Annotated in this window: 15 protein-coding genes; 3 read left to right on the plus strand and 12 right to left on the minus strand. The window is 45.9% G+C overall.

The genetic code is table 11. The annotated features are described in order from the left end of the window. Positions 1 to 157 precede the first annotated feature (157 nt). Positions 158 to 643, minus strand: coding sequence for a transcription elongation factor GreB (gene greB / locus VA249_RS00730; RefSeq protein WP_211915587.1), 486 nt, complete (start codon positions 641 to 643; stop codon positions 158 to 160). 214 nt (positions 644 to 857) lie between these two features. Here greB and ompR point away from each other — a divergent pair, with 214 nt between their 5' ends. Together ompR and envZ are read left to right on the plus strand one after the other, a co-directional pair. Then, the gene (ompR, locus tag VA249_RS00735) at positions 858 to 1,577 is read left to right on the plus strand and encodes an osmolarity response regulator transcription factor OmpR (protein ID WP_045460431.1); all 720 of its coding nucleotides are present in this window, start codon (positions 858 to 860) and stop codon (positions 1,575 to 1,577) included. A gap of 206 nt (positions 1,578 to 1,783) precedes the next feature. Continuing rightward, positions 1,784 to 3,076 carry a two-component system sensor histidine kinase EnvZ gene (gene envZ, locus VA249_RS00740; protein WP_221068489.1) on the plus strand — a complete coding sequence of 431 codons (1,293 nt, stop codon included), beginning with the start codon at positions 1,784 to 1,786 and terminating at the stop codon, positions 3,074 to 3,076. 86 nt (positions 3,077 to 3,162) lie between these two features. On the opposite strand, the gene VA249_RS00745 is transcribed toward envZ, so the two are convergent. The 7 genes from VA249_RS00745 to gmk form a co-directional block, all read right to left on the minus strand. Beyond that, positions 3,163 to 4,557 carry a uracil-xanthine permease family protein gene (locus VA249_RS00745; protein WP_164837230.1) on the minus strand — a complete coding sequence of 465 codons (1,395 nt, stop codon included), beginning with the start codon at positions 4,555 to 4,557 and terminating at the stop codon, positions 3,163 to 3,165. A gap of 248 nt (positions 4,558 to 4,805) precedes the next feature. Further along, on the minus strand, positions 4,806 to 6,791 hold the full coding sequence (locus VA249_RS00750; RefSeq protein ID WP_221068490.1) for a S9 family peptidase: 1,986 nt from the start codon (positions 6,789 to 6,791) through the stop codon (positions 4,806 to 4,808). Positions 6,792 to 7,047: 256 nt separating this feature from the next. Beyond that, positions 7,048 to 9,129, minus strand: a complete 2,082-nt coding sequence (gene recG, locus VA249_RS00755) for an ATP-dependent DNA helicase RecG (protein WP_211915585.1) — start codon at positions 9,127 to 9,129, stop codon at positions 7,048 to 7,050. A 215-nt stretch (positions 9,130 to 9,344) separates the two neighbouring features. Then, entirely contained in the window at positions 9,345 to 10,028 is a 684-nt protein-coding gene (trmH, locus tag VA249_RS00760; RefSeq protein WP_128811996.1) for a tRNA (guanosine(18)-2'-O)-methyltransferase TrmH, read from the minus strand. 54 nt (positions 10,029 to 10,082) lie between these two features. Continuing rightward, on the minus strand, positions 10,083 to 12,203 hold the full coding sequence (gene spoT, locus VA249_RS00765; RefSeq protein ID WP_128811995.1) for a bifunctional GTP diphosphokinase/guanosine-3',5'-bis pyrophosphate 3'-pyrophosphohydrolase: 2,121 nt from the start codon (positions 12,201 to 12,203) through the stop codon (positions 10,083 to 10,085). Between the two features lie 39 nt (positions 12,204 to 12,242). Then, positions 12,243 to 12,515, minus strand: a complete 273-nt coding sequence (gene rpoZ / locus VA249_RS00770) for a DNA-directed RNA polymerase subunit omega (RefSeq protein WP_005379346.1) — start codon at positions 12,513 to 12,515, stop codon at positions 12,243 to 12,245. Between the two features lie 204 nt (positions 12,516 to 12,719). Then, positions 12,720 to 13,343, minus strand: a complete 624-nt coding sequence (gmk, locus tag VA249_RS00775) for a guanylate kinase (protein WP_128811994.1) — start codon at positions 13,341 to 13,343, stop codon at positions 12,720 to 12,722. Between the two features lie 32 nt (positions 13,344 to 13,375). Here gmk and VA249_RS00780 point away from each other — a divergent pair, with 32 nt between their 5' ends. After that, on the plus strand, positions 13,376 to 13,540 hold the full coding sequence (locus VA249_RS00780; protein ID WP_211916559.1) for a hypothetical protein: 165 nt from the start codon (positions 13,376 to 13,378) through the stop codon (positions 13,538 to 13,540). Between the two features lie 118 nt (positions 13,541 to 13,658). Here the strand turns inward: VA249_RS00780 and VA249_RS00785 are convergent, their stop codons facing one another. The 4 genes from VA249_RS00785 to VA249_RS00800 are packed head-to-tail and all read right to left on the minus strand — an operon-like array spanning position 13,659 to position 16,498. Continuing rightward, positions 13,659 to 14,873: a tetratricopeptide repeat protein gene (locus VA249_RS00785; RefSeq protein WP_221068491.1), complete on the minus strand. Its 1,215-nt coding sequence runs from the start codon at positions 14,871 to 14,873 to the stop codon at positions 13,659 to 13,661. An 11-nt stretch (positions 14,874 to 14,884) separates the two neighbouring features. Then, entirely contained in the window at positions 14,885 to 15,514 is a 630-nt protein-coding gene (locus tag VA249_RS00790; protein WP_128811992.1) for an energy transducer TonB, read from the minus strand. A gap of 4 nt (positions 15,515 to 15,518) precedes the next feature. Continuing rightward, positions 15,519 to 15,926 (minus strand): ExbD/TolR family protein, encoded by a 408-nt coding sequence (locus VA249_RS00795; RefSeq protein ID WP_128811991.1) that lies wholly within the window; start codon positions 15,924 to 15,926, stop codon positions 15,519 to 15,521. Positions 15,927 to 15,970: 44 nt separating this feature from the next. Then, positions 15,971 to 16,498, minus strand: a complete 528-nt coding sequence (locus VA249_RS00800) for a MotA/TolQ/ExbB proton channel family protein (RefSeq protein WP_128811990.1) — start codon at positions 16,496 to 16,498, stop codon at positions 15,971 to 15,973. Positions 16,499 to 16,506 lie beyond the last annotated feature (8 nt).

The raw sequence follows: 16,506 nt of genomic DNA on the forward strand, positions 1-16,506 counted from the left end.
AGTTCTCTCTGAACGAATACATCTTTGCTATAACACAAAAACCGCATCTGAGAATGCGGTTTTTTCTATGGTTTATTTTTTAAGGTTTATCTTTCTACCGCTTATTTTTTCTATCTTTTTGGTGTGTATCCGCGGTCAAACTATCGGCTCAGAAGAATTACTGTTCTTCGGCTTGATAGCGAATGCTATTTATAAACCATTCTTTAAAGCCCTCGGGCGTTTTTACGCTGAACTCGTCATCGACTTCTTTTTTTAGTAGCGCGCGTGCCATCGGAGAATCAATCGAAATGTAACCTTTTGCATCGCCATAGATTTCATCGGGTCCAACAATGCGGAAGCTTTTCACGTCGCCCGCTTCGTTTTCAATTTCTACCCAAGCGCCAAAAAAGACTTTGCCCTCTTGCTGAGGATCGAAATCCACGACTTTTACTTGTTCGAGACGTTTTCGTAAATACCTGACTCGACGGTCAATTTCACGAAGGCGTTTTTTATTATACTGATAATCCGCATTTTCACTTCGGTCGCCCAAACTTGCCGCCCAAGTGACTTTTTTGGTGACTTCAGGTCGTTCTTCTCGCCATAAAAAATCGAGCTCGGTTTTTAGGCGATTGTAGCCCTCACGGGTAATTAGATTGGTTTTCATCAGAGAGACATCAGCTATTTTTGGATTCTATTCATCATATTAGCCTTGAAGCTAGCTAACTGTAAATTCTTGTGAGTGTGAGAAATTTGATGGTCGGCGTCGAAATTATTCATCAAAAGCGTGTTTAAGATAAAAAGAGTAACAATTTGCACAAGCACGTTTGAAAAAACAGTGATACATTTTTGACAACAGATGCCTTTGAAAGGATGTTTCAATGCAGGAAAATCATAAAATATTAGTGGTCGATGACGATGCTCGTTTACGTGCGCTGTTGGAGCGTTACCTTTCTGAGCAAGGTTTTCAGGTGAGAAGTGTAGCTAACGGCGAACAGATGGACCGTCTTCTGACTCGTGAAAACTTCCACCTTATGGTTTTGGACTTAATGTTGCCGGGTGAGGATGGACTTTCGATTTGTCGACGTCTACGTCATGCGAACAACATGTTGCCAATTCTTATGCTGACAGCAAAAGGTGATGAAGTCGACCGCATTGTCGGTCTTGAGGTCGGCGCAGATGATTACCTACCAAAGCCGTTTAACCCGCGTGAGCTTTTGGCTCGAATTAAAGCGGTACTGCGTCGTCAAACGGTTGAACTGCCGGGCGCGCCAAGTACGGAAGAGAAAGTGGTTGAGTTTGGTGAATTTCGTCTGAATCTAGGTACTCGCGAGATGTTCCGCGGTGAAGAGGCAATGCCACTGACTTCAGGTGAATTTGCGGTACTTAAAGCCTTGGTTACGAATGCTCGTGAGCCAATGTCGCGCGATAAGTTGATGAACATGGCTCGTGGTCGTGAGTACTCAGCAATGGAGCGTTCTATTGACGTCCAGATTTCTCGCCTACGCCGTATGTTAGAAGATGATCCAAGTAAACCACGCTATATTCAAACTGTGTGGGGCTTAGGTTACGTCTTCGTTCCAGACGGCAAAGAAGCGTAATCACGTTTACATGCCAAGTATATGCCCAAGCCACGACAATGATGTTCGATTCTTTCGTCGCTTGGGTGTTTTACTTACTGGGTAATGTTATCGACCGGTACTCGGTTATTCACACTCCGCTCTTTCGCTGTTTACTCTTTTGACGAGAGGGACGGAAACCTCGCGATTAAGGCTCTCCATCAGGAACGCTCTATTAGGGACTCCCCATGCGAATCCGAAGTTCATTTACACAATCCATTCTACTGTTCGTCTCTTTGCTCCTCGCTAGCCAAGTCTTTTCTTATTACGCCGTTTTTAACTATGCGTTGATGCCAAGCCTGCAACAGTTCAACAAAATACTCGCTCATGAATTAAATTTGGTGCTTGATGAAGACGGTTTATTGAAATCGGATGCGCCATTACGCCATCAATTGCTTGAAAACTTGGGCGTGACGGTTCATAGCGTCGATAGCGAAATGATGAATGAATTCAATCACGCCATGTCGATCGATTTAATGTCGGAAGAAATGAGCCAAGAGCTTGGTTCTCCGACTGAAGTACGACTGTTGCTGGGCAGTGAAAGCTACATTTTATGGATGCGCATCGACGAGTTGCCAAATTCCATCATTCGAGTTCCTCTGTCTGAACTGCAAGAAGAAGATTTTGCTCCGCTATTTCGTAATAGTTTGATGATGGCGCTACTGATCATCGCGGGCGGTTGGTTATTCATTCGTTTGCAAAACCGTCCGTTAATCGAATTAGAGAAAGCGGCAAAGGGGGTTGGGCGAGGGGAAATCCCACCACCATTACCAGAAAAAGGAGCGTCAGAGATCCGCTCTGTGACTCGGGCATTTAATCAAATGTCGAAAGGTATCCAAGAACTGGAAGAAGATAGAGCACTTTTAATGGCTGGGATCAGTCACGATTTGCGTACGCCATTGACTCGAATCCGTCTTGCGACAGAAATGATGTCACCAGAAGACAGCTATTTGGCGGAGGGGATCATTAGCGATACGGAAGAGTGTAACGAAATCATCAGTCAGTTTATGGATTACCTCAAACCCGTCAATAAAGAGTCGTTTGAGCAAGTGGACATCAATACGATCACTAGTGATGTCGCGACTTCGGAGGGCGGCTATGAAGTAGAAATTGAGACGGATTTGAACGCGAACATACCAACCGCGAAAGGCAGTCCGATTGCTATCAAGCGCGCTGTGAGTAACTTGGTGGTCAATGCGTTACGTTATGGAAATGGCTGGGTAAAAGTTAGTACGGGCACCACGGCGGACAAGCAATTGGTGTGGGTGTGTGTCGAAGACAATGGCCCAGGGATCGAGCCCTCACAAATTGCGAAGTTGTTTGAACCGTTTACACGCGGTGATACGGCTCGCGGTAGTGAGGGGACAGGGTTAGGGCTGGCTATTGTAAAGCGTATTGTCAGCCAACATTCTGGCTCGGTGATCATCCGAAATCGCAGTGAAGGCGGCCTGATCGCGCAAATTAGTTTCCCTACAAAATAAATATTGGAAACCGCGAGCATCGAGAGAAAAAAAGCCCAACCGAAATAGTGGTTGGGCTACCTGACATCCCGATATTCAGTATAAAGTTAAGACGATTTTACTTCTTGAGTGACAAGCTCTTCAGTGTCTTCTTCCAATTTTTCTGGAAGCAGGAGATTCAATATGATCGCGGTGATACCACCTGCCGCAACACCCGTTGAGAAGATACTCTTAATAAAGTCTGGCATGAACTGAAGAATTTCAGGTTTTTGTGCAATGCCTAGACCCATTGAAAATGACAGTGCCATGATGAGAATCGCACGGCGGTCGAGTTCTACACGAGAAATAATGCGCACACCTGCTGCGGCAATCGTGCCAAACATAACGATGGTTGCGCCACCTAATACGGGCTCAGGAATCAACTGAACGAAACTCGCTACGCCCGGGAACAAACCAAGAATCACCAACATACCGGCAATGAAGTAGCCCACATAGCGACTTGCTACGCCAGTCAGCATAATGATGCCGTTGTTTTGACTGAATGTAGAGTTAGGGAAGCTATTGAATACGGCGGCAATCGCAGAGTTTAGACCGTCAGCTAACACGCCACCTTTGATACGCTTCATGTAGATTGGCCCTTTCACTGGCTCACCAGAGACTTCAGATGTTGCGGTGATGTCGCCAATCGCTTCTAGGGCTGTGATAAAGAAAATCAACACAAGTGGAATGAACAGTGACCAGTCAAAACCAAGGCCGTATTGCATTGGAATTGGTAGAGCAATGAGGTCCGTCTGTCCCAGTTTTGAGGTATCCACCATGCCCATGAAGTAAGCCATCACGTAACCTACCAGCATAGCAATCACGATGGAAGCAACGCGAAGATATGGGTTTTTAGAGCGGTTCAAAATGACGATTAAACCCAGTACGGTTCCTGCTAATGCCAGCTTATCTAGGCTACCAAACGAACCGTCGCTCATTGCCGCATAGCCACCGCCCATTGATACCAAGCCGACTTGAATCAGCGTTAGACCAATCAGTGTCACGACAATACCCGATACCAAAGGTGTAATGATTCGACGTGCGTGCTCTAGAACTCGTGAAAGAAAAATCTCAGCAAATGAAGCGACTAAAATGGTGCCGAATATAGCGGCCATCATGGTATTAAGATCCGCGCCGCCAGCTTGCAGTGACAGGCCTGCACCAATAATTGGGCCTAAGAAATTGAAGCTCGTGCCTTGTATAGACAACAGCCCTGAACCGATTGGGCCGAAAGTGCGAATTTGAATAAAAGAAGACACGCCAGATGCAAACAACGACATGCTAATGATGGTGTTGGTCTGCTCAGCAGGTACGCCTAAAGATTGGCAGATAATCAAGGATGGTGTAATGACGGCCACGAACATTGCCAATAAGTGCTGAAGTGCAGCAAAAATAGTCTGAGGTAATGGTGGACGGTCATTGAGTTGATAGACCAATTCCGAAGGTCGGTTTGAAGTTGTCATTGTTTGTCTCGCTAGTCGCAAAAAAGTTTACCCAGAACTCGCTGAATGGGAGTACTAGGCGGAGTTGACGTTATTACCTGTGATTGCTGTTAATCAGCGTCAACTCAGATTGGTTTGGTGTGACAAGGAGCACACCACAAATTTTGTGCGGGATTATAGAGGGATTTTGCCAAAAAGCAAACGTTTGCTTTATTCAGAAAAATAAAAGGCGATAACACCGAGGGTATCGCCTTTTATTTTTAGGATGTTTAGTTTTTCAAATGCTTATCAAAGAAGTTGAGCACATGAGCGTAATATTTCGCTCGATGCTCATCTTTGTAAAAACCGTGTCCCTCGTCATCGAGAACAAACGCCTCATAAGGGTATTTAATGTTGTCCAACGCTTTTGTCATCGCATTAAATTGTTCGATAGGGGCGCGTTGATCTTTGCCACCATGAACGAGTAGGATCGCAGACTTGAGTTTGTCTGCATTATGCGTTGGCGACATCGCTTTGAGGATTTTCGGGTCTTCTCCGAGGACTTCGGTTAAGTAGCTGAGCCCCATTTTACTATCTGGAACATCTCCCTCTTTGAACATCAATTCAAGATCATAAACACCGGCTGTGCCGACCGCACACTGAAACAAGTCTGGTGCGATGCTCGCCGATTTAAGCGCGCTGTATCCACCAAAGCTCCCACCTGAAATACACACTCGCTGTTTGTCTGCAATGCCTTCGCTGATGATGTGCTTGGTGGCATCAATAATGTCATATTGAATGTTCGTGCCCCATTTTCGGTAGCCAGCTTCTTCAAATTGTTTGCCAAAGCCACCACTGCCGCGGAAGTTGACTTGTAATACCGCATAGCCATGACTGGCAAGAAACTGGTTTTCTTCGCGAAATTCCCACCAATCTCTTGGCCCATGAGGCCCTCCATGTGGGTTGACGATGAGTGGGAGTTTTTTCGGTTCGGCATTGGGTGGCAGAGTGAGATATCCCGTGATGCGTTTTCCATCACGACTGGTGAATTCGACCGGTTTTACTTCCGCCATTTTCGCAGGATCTAACCATTCTCTGGCCGAAAATAAATAGCGTATTTCTTTTGGTTGCGTCGTAAATAAGTAGTAATCACCAGGATTTCGGTCATTGAATGCCATAATGACATAGGCGTCACCCGCATCGGTTTCACTGACTAATCTAACTTGGTGTCCGGGTAGGGAGGTAAGGATTTGTTGGAGATATTCACTGCGCTTGTTTTTGGGATCGACAAAGGCATAGGTTGGATAATCGCTCTCAAACTCCACCGCATAAAGCTGTTTTGAATCTGGATCAAGCCAGTAGTTTTTTGGATCGACGCTCGCATCGGATGCGACTTTTGTGCTTTCACCTGTTTTTAAATTTAGGTGATGGACCGCTCTTGGCTCCCCTTTGTAACTGACGGCAGCATAAACAGAGTCTTGATTACTGCCAAAAGAGATGGGGTAAAACTCTTTGAAGCTCTTTAATGATTGGATCTTGTCAGAGCTTCTCCATTGCTCATTGACACGATAATAAAGTTCCACTTTATTTTTGCTATTGAGACCAGAAACAAAGCGTACCTCGCCATTATGATCGGTCAGAAAACGACTAAATCCTACTGGAGATGTAGTTATTTTAGAGCGTCGCCCATTGTAAACATTGACTCGATAGACTTCACTTGGTCTTTCTATATCAAATTTGTAATCGCCAATAGGCAATGCGGACACCAAGATGTGTCGGTCATCATCGGGCAAGATATCTAAGACATGACCAAACGCTTTGACGATGGAGGCTGAACGTATCAACTTACTTGATTTTGGCGGATTATAACCAAAGATGTAGGCGTATTTTTTCCCGTCAACATTGGCTGATACTAATTCGCCATAACTTACTGGAGCGGTTGACCAACTTTTTAGATACTCTTTCGAGGCAACGACACGCTCGTTATTAATCCAATAATAATCACCGACTTGTTCATTGCCATTAAAACGTAACACACTGCTTGGTTGCATGGTTTTAGCATTGAGAATGACCAAGGCGTCTTTGCCATCAATGTTCGATTCGAATGCTAAATGCTTACCGTCTGGAGATATTTTGGGGTTGAAGTAGGCGGAACTTTTTGAAAAGAGCTCTGCGGATGTGAGAGGAGCGTTTTGCTGATCCTTTGCGAAAACCGGAGTGGTGTATAACGCGGCAATGGTTACTGCTGTGACTGCAAGCCGTTTGCTTTTGTTCATGCATCTATCCTTGATGGCAAATGGTTTTTAGGAAAGGTACAACTTGGCGCAATTCAACCATAAAGTCGAATGATGTTAGGTTCAATGAGAGATAGGTAGGAAGAATTGGTGTATATGAAACTAGTCTTACAGAACGCTGTCTGCAGGACTGAGGTAAATATTGAAACTAGATAACCTCAATTCGGGATAAGAAAGTCTACATTGCTTAGATTATCCCGAGTTGCGGTTAGATAGCATATAAAATCGGTAGCCGCTGCTATGCTTTCGAGTAGATGTCTCGTTCGCCTAGCCAGCGGTCGATGATCGCGTTCGCATTCGCTGGGTAGTTATCATGAATGTATCGAGCTATGCGTTGAACTTCTGGGATCAGGCGTTGATCTCTCACTAAATCAGCAATCTTAAAGTCTGCCAAGCCAGTTTGTTTGGTCCCGAGTAGCTCACCAGGTCCACGGATCTCTAAGTCTTTTTGTGCAATGACAAACCCATCGTTACTCTCTCGCAATACGCCTAAACGCTTTTGCGCCGTTTTGGATAGCGGAGAGTGGTACAGCAGTACACAATGGCTGGCGACTGAACCCCGACCAACACGGCCTCTTAACTGGTGTAACTGGGCCAAACCTAAGCGCTCTGGGTTTTCGATGATCATCAAGCTAGAATTCGGCACGTCAACACCCACTTCAATAACGGTTGTTGCTACTAATAAATGTAGCTTGTTGTCCTTGAAGTCTTGCATGACGGCCTGCTTCTCCGCCGGCTTCATTCGTCCATGTACCAAGCCAATTTTTACGTCGGGCAGTTTACGTTGCAACTCCTCTGCGGTATCTGCCGCAGCTTGGGCTTCCAGTACTTCGGATTCATCAATCAAGGTACACACCCAATACGCTTGTTTGCCCTCGTTTAAGCAGGCATTGCGCACACGCTCAACGATATCGTCACGTTTGGTATCTGGAATAGCAACGGTCTGAATAGGCGTTCGACCGGGTGGCAGTTCATCAATGACGGAGGTCTCTAAATCAGCATATGCGGTCATCGCCAACGTCCGTGGGATCGGAGTTGCCGTCATGATAAGCTGATGTGGATAAGCACCTTGCTTTGCTCCTTTCTCACGCAGTTCTAATCGTTGATGAACCCCAAAACGGTGTTGTTCATCAATAATCACCAAAGCGAGGTGGTGGAATTCGACATGCTCTTGGAATAAAGCATGCGTTCCGACCACCATTTGTGCTTCACCACTGGCGATACGTGCAAGTTCCGTCTCTTTGGCTTTACCTTTTAGTTTGCCGGCAAGCCAACCGACTTTTACGCCCATTTTCTCAAACCAGTTTGCGAAGTTAATCGCGTGCTGCTCAGCAAGCAGTTCTGTCGGTGCCATGAGTGCGACTTGGTAGCCGTGCTCAATGGCTCTGACCGCCGCTAGCGCCGCCACCAAAGTTTTTCCTGAACCTACATCACCTTGTACGAGACGCATCATTGGGTGCGCTTTTTCTAAGTCAGCTTCAATTTCTTTGACGACACGAGCTTGTGCATTGGTCGGTGAGAATGGCAGTTGAGCAAGGAGTTGATTTTTAAGATGTTCACACGATGCCAAGGGTAATGCGACGTCTTGTTGTCCTTTGCTGCGCACGGCAAGCATAGAGAGGTTCTGCGCCAATAATTCTTCCATGATTAAACGAATTTGCGCAGGATGTTTGCCCTCATCAAATTCGTCGACGTTAATGCTTGGTGGTGGGCGATGAATGGTGTGCAGCGCTTGGGACATGGTAATTTGGTGATCGTACAAACCGGATGGCAGCAGCTCTTGTACCGCCGCTTTATCGAGTAGCGCTAAGGCTTGTTCCGTTAGGTTACGCAAAGTGATTTGACGCAATCCGTCGGTGGTTGGATAAACTGGGGTTAAGCTCTGTTCCACATCCGGCTTTTGTTCACTGACATAAAACTTGTAGTCAGGGTGAACAATCTCTAGCCCTATACCGCCACGCTTAACTTCACCGTAAGCATGTACTAACTTACCTTGTGAAAAATTATTTTTTATCGCGGCAGTAAAATTGAAAAAACGTAGGGTGATGGTACCGTTTCCGTCGCTTATTTTTACCGTTAGCATTTTGCGTTTGCCAAAAATGGTATCGACAGCCATAACCCTACCTTGTACCGCAGCCCAAAGCCCCGCGTGCAGTTTGGCGATAGGATAAATACGGGTGCGATCTTCGTAGCGAAGAGGAAGGTGGAACAATAAATCTTGGACACTATGTAAGCCAACTTTGGCGAGTTTTTCTGCGACTTTCGCGCCAACTCCAGAGAGAGAACTTAAAGGAACAGCAGATAACATTTGGGCAGACATAGAGAGCTCGAAAAATAGTTAACGTATAGGTATGTTAACCATTGAGCTGTGTTTTTGTACAGGAAAAGATTGATAGTATTGAGGGGTTTTACTTAGATATTACGGAATACGGAATACGGAATACGGAATACGGAATACGGAATACGGAATACGGAATACGGAATACGGAAGTGGAGTCATCGGTATTCCGTGAGCGAAGCGTTATGTATTCTGGGTTATTTACTTTGCATCTCTTTCCACCACGCCTCATCGGCAATGATCTGACCTTCATCATCAAGTTGAGGGTAATCTAACCCTTTGCGCTTGGCGACTTTAGCCAGTACTGGATGGCCACGCTCAAACAGAATACGGTTGATGGTCTCTTTTGGTAGTGCACTTTCTTCACGGTTGTACATGCCTGCAGCTTCACGCTGACGCTGTGCTTCGTAGAGGATTACGGCACTGGCGACTGATACGTTCAAAGACTGCACCATACCAATCATTGGGATGATGATGTCGTGATCGGCTAATTTTTTCGCTTGCTCAGATGCGCCAACTTTTTCGCTACCAAGAATAATTGCGGTTGGCTTAGTGTAGTCGATGTCGCGAAAATCAACGGCGGTATCGGATAGGTTGGTGACCAATACCTGCATACCTTGTGCTTTTAGCTCAGTAATGGCCGTTTCAATGGTGTTGTGCGTTTCTACTTCCACCCAATTTCGAGCACCTGCTGAGGTGTGGGTAAGGGTACGCATTTTATCTGGCCAAATCGCGTGAACTTTGTGCAGACCTGTTGCATCAGCCGTTCGGATCACGGCGGAGACGTTATTCGGCTTATGGACTTCTTCTAGACAAAGAGTAAGGTCAGTTTGACGTGCCTTGAGCACTTGGTGAATGCGGTTGTAACGTTCTAAATTCATAATATAAAGGGATATAAAAAATCGCCACCCAATGTGATTGAGTGGCGATTAAGGTTAGTTCTTTCTGCGTCTAACTCGCGTCGCTTGTGGCATGGCTTTGATTTTACGCATAATGCCTGCAAGGTGGACACGATCTTTCGTGGTGAGCAGCACGGTCACCGTATACAAACGTCCATCACGCTCTTCGGTAGAAAGGCCATGAATGTTTGAGCCGGTTTTCGAAATGACGTTAGTCAGCTCTGCTAGCGCACCTTGATTATTGAGCATGTCGACTTTCAGCTCAGCGATGAACTCTTTATCGTAATCCTCAGACCAAGCGACAGCCATGTATTTGTCAGGCTCTTTTTGGTAACCGCGTACGTTTGGACACGTTTCACGGTGAACAACAAGACCACGACCTGGAGATACATGAGCAATGATGTGGTCATCCGGTATTGGATGACAACAATTTGCAAAGGTCAGCAGTAGCCCTTCTGCTCCGCGAATCGGCAGTTTCTTGCTTGAATCGTTTGGAATCGAGCTGGTGGTCGTCAACTCATCGGTATCACCGAGTAGGCGACGCGCAATGACGATGCTCATCAATTCACCCAAACCAATCGCTGCTAACAAGTCATCGACGCTTTCTAAGCGGAGATCGGTGAGCACTTCTTGAATGTTTTCTGGGTAGATTGAATCAATTGAGTGGCGACCAAGTGCGTGATTAAGTAGACGGCGGCCTAACGTAATCGATTCTTCACGACGCATGGTTTTCAATACTTGACGAATCTTAGTGCGAGCACGTGAAGTTACGACATAGTTTAACCAAGCTGCATTTGGACGCGCACCAGGCGCACTGATGATCTCTACCGTCTGACCGTTTTTAAGCGCCTTACTAAGTGGGTAAGGGTTGCGGTCAACACGAGTGCCAACACAAGAATTGCCAACATCCGTATGTACGGCATAAGCAAAATCTACGGCAGTGGCGCCGAGAGGGAGTTCAACGATACGACCTTTTGGTGTGAAGACGTAAATCTCATCTGGGAATAGATCGGATTTTACGTTTTCAATGAATTCGAATGAGTTACCCGCGCTTTGTTGCAGTTCGAGTAGGCTTTGCATCCAACGCTGTGCTTTTACTTGCGCGGTCGTGCCTGAACGCTCACCTTTATCTTTATAAGACCAATGAGCGGCAACACCTTTGTCTGCCATTTGATCCATATCTTCAGTACGGATTTGTACTTCGACAGGTACGCCGTGTGGGCCAACCATTGAAGTGTGCAGAGATTGGTAGCCATTCGCCTTTGGTACGGCGATGTAATCTTTCATGCGGCCAGGACGAGGCTTATACAAGCTATGAACTTGGCCTAGCACCCGATAACAAGTATCTGCTGTATCAACAACCACTCGGAACGCGTAGATATCCATGATGGTGTGGAAACGCTGCTCTTTGGTTTTCATCTTGTTGTAGATGGAGAACAGGTTTTTCTCACGACCAAGTACGCGAGCATTCAAGCCGACATCTTCAAGGCGACCTTCGATTTCGCTGTGGATGCGTTGGATCATCTCTTTACGATTACCACGAGCGGCTTTCACCACTTCTTTTAGTACTCGATAGCGATTTGGGTAAAGTGCCTCAAAACCAAGTTCTTCGAGTTCAGTCTTGATATTGTGGATGCCAAGTCGGTGGGCAAGCGGTGAGTATATCTCAAGAGTTTCACGAGCAATGCGGCGTTTTTTGTCAGGGCGTAGGGCGCCTAACGTACGCATATTGTGTGTGCGGTCAGCCAGTTTGATCAGGATAACGCGGATGTCTTGCACCATAGCAAGAACCATCTTGCGAAAGTTTTCTGCCTGAGCTTCTTTTCTGTCGCGGAATTTGAGTTTGTCCAGTTTCGATACGCCATCAACCAACTCAGCGACCGTAGTACCAAACTTCTCTTCGAGATCTTCTTTGGATACATCACAGTCTTCGATGACGTCATGTAATAAAGCTGCTTGGAGGGTTTCAATATCGAGGCGCATTTCGGCCAAGATACGAGCCACTGCGACAGGGTGGATAATGTACGGTTCCCCGCTTGAACGGGTTTGCCCTTCATGGGCATCTCGCGCTACCACATAAGATTGACGCAGAGCCTCAATTTGAGGCTCTGTTAGGTATTCTTGGGCAACGTCTTTGAGGCTATCAAATAGATACAAATTATAGGCCCGGGAGGTTGTTGAATTCTAAAGTCAGAATTAACGGTTGTGAGCGATGCTGCTTACTGCCGCTAGCTCTGCCGCTTCTTGTTCTTGTTGCTCTTGACGTTCACGAGCGTCTAGAACTTCTTTAGTAATTAAACCTTCTTCGATTTCGCGTAGAGCGATAACCGTTGGCTTATCGTTCTCTTCTGGCACTAGTGCATCTTTACCGCCAGTTTGCATTTGACGAGCGCGGCGAGCCGCAATCAGTACTAGGTCGAAACGGTTGCCAACTTTTTCAACAGCGTCTTGAACAGTTACGCGTGCCATGAGGACTCCAAATAGTTAACTAAATTTTGAATGACGAGAAAGTATACAGTCTTAGCGTGTTATTTACTAGCGTTAAGACATGTAACTGTATAAGCAATATATGCTTCCTTACCGAAATAAAGAAGCAGAAATTTATTCTTTTTACCTGCCATGATGTACATCTGGGGAGATCCCATTCCAACATCACGTGAGGGTAGAGCAGTCTTACTCTGCTAGAAGAGCGTCAAGCATGCCTTTGTATTTAGCCGCTTGCTTTTCTTCTTTCAATCGCTCTGCACGTAGGATTGCTTTGAAATCCATTAGAGCAGTGTCAAAATCATCATTTACGATGACATAATCATACTCATTGTAGTGAGAGATTTCTGACTTAGCTTCTGCCATGCGTTTTGCGATGACTTCATCGCTGTCTTGTCCACGAGTGGTAAGACGGCGCTCTAGCTCACCATTTGATGGTGGTAGGATGAAAATGCTTTTTGCTTCTGGCATTTGTTCGCGAATTTGACGCGCGCCTTGCCAATCGATATCTAAGAATACATCGATACCTTTATTTAGCGTTTCTTCAATCCATACACGCGATGTGCCGTAGTAATTTCCAAACACTTCCGCGTATTCGAGGAAATCACCTTGTGCAATCAAAGTTTCGAACTCTTCTTTGGCGACAAAGTGGTAGTGGGTACCGTTTTCTTCACCAGGGCGCATACCACGAGTAGTATGAGACACAGACACTTTCATTGCGTATGTTGGGTTACGTTCCAACATTGCTGAGATCAAGCTAGATTTACCTGCGCCGCTAGGTGCAGATACGATATAGAGAGTACCTTTGCCCATTGTACTGTTCCACTATTGGTTGGATTGAGTGAATGCCGAAAGAAAGTATCGACATCGTTAACGATAGCACTGGCTTTGATGATTTCTCCACCAAACATGTTGAGATTGGTGATAAACCCGCCAGAAAAATGGAGGCGAAGAGTATCATGATCTCCGAGCGGTTGCTAGCCGATCTTTGGGATCTGTGTTGTCAGTGAAAAATGAACGTAAGAATGAAAAAAGGGGAAGCTTTCACTTCCCCAGGCGTGCGACTGACTCACACTTAATCTTATTATACTCAATCAAAAGATCGTGTATTTAAGCAGCAATGTCCGTTTAGCCCTGTGATTCAAGGAAATTGATCCAAGGACCCGCGACAGCTTTCATGTCCGGAGATTGCGCTGCACTCTTCATTGCTTTAAGCGCATTGCTTGGCTGATTCAATTCGAAATACGCCATGCCTCGAATGTAATTCAGTTCACCTTTATCATCACGTTTCGCATCTGGTGCCGCATTTTTAGCAAACTTAGTTGCGGCAGAGTACTGCTTGTCGAGAATCATTAAACGAGCGATCTTGATCTGCGTTTTTGCTTTTGGGGCTAACTTGTAAGCAGCTACATAGGTCTCAATCGACTTATCTAACTCCTGTGCTTGTTGCCAGAAAGAAGCCAACTTCTCTAAGTTTTTAGCATCACGCGTGATCTTGCCCTCATCCATCGACGTTTGCATCGTCTTTGCTGCGCGGAAAGGAACACCTTGATAAGCTTGGAAGTTTACCAAACGTAAGTACTCTTTCTCTTCTTCCAGTAGACCTAGTTTATAGGCCATCTCTAAAGTAGAGAGGGCATTTCGCTCTTGATTTAACTCCATGTAAATACCAGATAGCTGGGTCCAGTAGCGCTTATTTTGTGGATACTTGGTGGTCAAAATTTTCAGCACACCGGCCACACTTTTGAACTGTTTTAGCTCATAGTGTGCTGACATCAGAAGCTGATACCAAGACTCACTAGGGTTCTTACTCATTGCGATCGCTTTTTTGGTCGGCGGAATCGCATTTTTGTAATCCTCTAGCTGAATGTAGGCACTCGCAAGTGTGATATATGCGTGTGCTTGTGGCTTTTCTTCGGTCGTTTCCGAAATTTTAAACCACTCATTCATCGTGTTGACGGACTTTCTAAATTGTCCCTCTGCGAGGTATAACTGCGCCAGACTATAACGAACTTGCTGGGCTACTGGTACGGGCAGCGCATCGAGCTTCAAGGCATCGGCAAAGTACTTTGCGGCTTTAGGGTAGTTGTCTTTTAATGAATAAAGAAACCCCATCTGCTGAAGTAAAACGGCTTTGTCGTATTGTTTTTTGCTTGAACCTTTCAATGCTGCATTTAACTTCTCAATTGCTTGAGAGTACTTTTCCTCAGCGATAAGTTCTTGAACTTTGTTTACCGTACGGAACGTTCTGTCAGACAACTCAGGGTTACTGGCAAAAGCAGGCGCGCAATACGCGCCTGAAATAAACACCAGAGAAGCCAACAATTTTGTATATGCTTTCATGTTGCGACTCCTTAGTTAGTAGAGAACTCGATTTCTTGGGATAGACGAGAAGTCACTGCTTTTCCATCAACCATTTTTGGTTTAAAGGTCCACTTAGAGACGGTTTTTCTCGCGGCTTTACCCAAGCCCAACTTACGAGGAGATTCTTTCAAGACTTTTACATCTTGCACTGCTCCACGCTCATTGACGGTAAATTCTACTAATACAATTCCTTTTTCAATTCCCGCTCGTGCTGCTTTACGTGGCATCTGCGGTTGGAATGTTGCAAGAGGTACAGGACCCCCTCCGCCAGCCAGTTTGGCACCACCTTGAGCGTAGTGACCAAGTACGGATCCCCCTGTTACGTTCACGGGTAGATCCAACTTAGGCATATCCATCGGAATTTGATCCATCACCGGTTTAACTGTCGACGTCACCTTCATTTCAGGTGGTGGCGGCGGACGCTTAGGCGGTGGTGGTTTCGGAAGTTCGCGTTTTTTCTCCTGTATTTTTTCGTCCGGTTTAATGCGAATGAATTCCACCATACGGAGATCATCATCCGACACTAGCTCGTGGCGCTCTTTATTTACTAGCTTGTCCATCCCCCAGAACAATCCGAGGGAGACAACGAGCGCCAGTGCAATGGAGGCCAGATACCGCATAAGCTTAATCCTTATTCGTTGCGGCAATGGAGATGCTTTCTACACCCGCCATCTTGATCTGGTCCATTACTTTCACGACTACGCCCGCGTTTGATTCGGTATCCGCTTGAATAACAACGGCACCATCAGGGCTCTCTGCACGTAGGCGTTCGATGTTGGCTCGAACCGCGTCGACTTCAATACGACGTTTATCCACCCAAACATCACCAGCTGCACCAATGGCAACCATAATGTTCCCTTTTTTCACGGTTTGCGCGGAGCTTGCCGTAGGACGATTTACTTCTAGACCGGCTTCTTTAACGAACGATGTTGTTACGATAAAGAAGATCAACATGATGAATACGATGTCCAGCATCGGTGTCATATCGATAGCGGCTTCTTCACTGCTATCACTGCTATAGCGTCTCTTCATGACCTATACCTCTAATTCCGTTTACTCAGGCAATTCCCATTTACTTAGCTAATGTGCTTTAGCTTATCTTCAAGCTTCTGCGTGGTGACTTTGGCTAAATGATCAAGACGAGTACTAAAGAAAAGTCCTGATAGAGAAGCCACCATCCCGGCTAATGTTGGGATTGTTGCCTTTGAGATCCCCGAGGCCATTGCTCGAGGGCTTCCTGTTCCTGTCACTGCTAAGATGTCGAATACTTGGATCATGCCAACAACGGTGCCGAGTAGACCCAGTAGGGGACAAAGTGCAATCAATACTTTGACGATTGGCAGTCCCTTTTTATTCTCAATATCCTGACGAGAAACGATTTCTTGTCGGATCATCTTTGCATTCCAGCTTTTATGTTCTGAACGATCTTCCCAAAAGCTAACGGCTTTTTTCATTGCTCTTGGGGCGACGGCAGCGAAGTAAAACCAGCGTTCTAGCAATACTGCCCACAACATGAAGCTGAGGATAAAGATGGCGACGAGTACATCACCACCCATTCCCAAGAAGCGCCTAATTGATTCAAGTTCTCCAACTAACCACCACATAATGCCTC

This window comes from Vibrio alfacsensis (assembly GCF_019670485.1).
Classification (GTDB): domain Bacteria; phylum Pseudomonadota; class Gammaproteobacteria; order Enterobacterales; family Vibrionaceae; genus Vibrio; species Vibrio alfacsensis.

Coding starts and splice junctions, on each gene's coding strand:
- recG (WP_211915585.1), bottom strand. CDS start 9,129: ATGTCTGCCCAAATGTTATCTGCTGTTCCTTTAAGTTCTCTCTCTGGA.
- VA249_RS00785 (WP_221068491.1), bottom strand. CDS start 14,873: ATGAAAGCATATACAAAATTGTTGGCTTCTCTGGTGTTTATTTCAGGC.
- rpoZ (WP_005379346.1), bottom strand. CDS start 12,515: ATGGCACGCGTAACTGTTCAAGACGCTGTTGAAAAAGTTGGCAACCGT.
- VA249_RS00795 (WP_128811991.1), bottom strand. CDS start 15,926: ATGAAGAGACGCTATAGCAGTGATAGCAGTGAAGAAGCCGCTATCGAT.
- VA249_RS00745 (WP_164837230.1), bottom strand. CDS start 4,557: ATGACAACTTCAAACCGACCTTCGGAATTGGTCTATCAACTCAATGAC.
- trmH (WP_128811996.1), bottom strand. CDS start 10,028: ATGAATTTAGAACGTTACAACCGCATTCACCAAGTGCTCAAGGCACGT.
- VA249_RS00750 (WP_221068490.1), bottom strand. CDS start 6,791: ATGAACAAAAGCAAACGGCTTGCAGTCACAGCAGTAACCATTGCCGCG.
- VA249_RS00790 (WP_128811992.1), bottom strand. CDS start 15,514: ATGCGGTATCTGGCCTCCATTGCACTGGCGCTCGTTGTCTCCCTCGGA.
- gmk (WP_128811994.1), bottom strand. CDS start 13,343: ATGGGCAAAGGTACTCTCTATATCGTATCTGCACCTAGCGGCGCAGGT.
- VA249_RS00800 (WP_128811990.1), bottom strand. CDS start 16,498: ATGTGGTGGTTAGTTGGAGAACTTGAATCAATTAGGCGCTTCTTGGGA.
- greB (WP_211915587.1), bottom strand. CDS start 643: ATGAAAACCAATCTAATTACCCGTGAGGGCTACAATCGCCTAAAAACC.
- VA249_RS00780 (WP_211916559.1), top strand. CDS start 13,376: ATGCCGAAAGAAAGTATCGACATCGTTAACGATAGCACTGGCTTTGAT.
- ompR (WP_045460431.1), top strand. CDS start 858: ATGCAGGAAAATCATAAAATATTAGTGGTCGATGACGATGCTCGTTTA.
- envZ (WP_221068489.1), top strand. CDS start 1,784: ATGCGAATCCGAAGTTCATTTACACAATCCATTCTACTGTTCGTCTCT.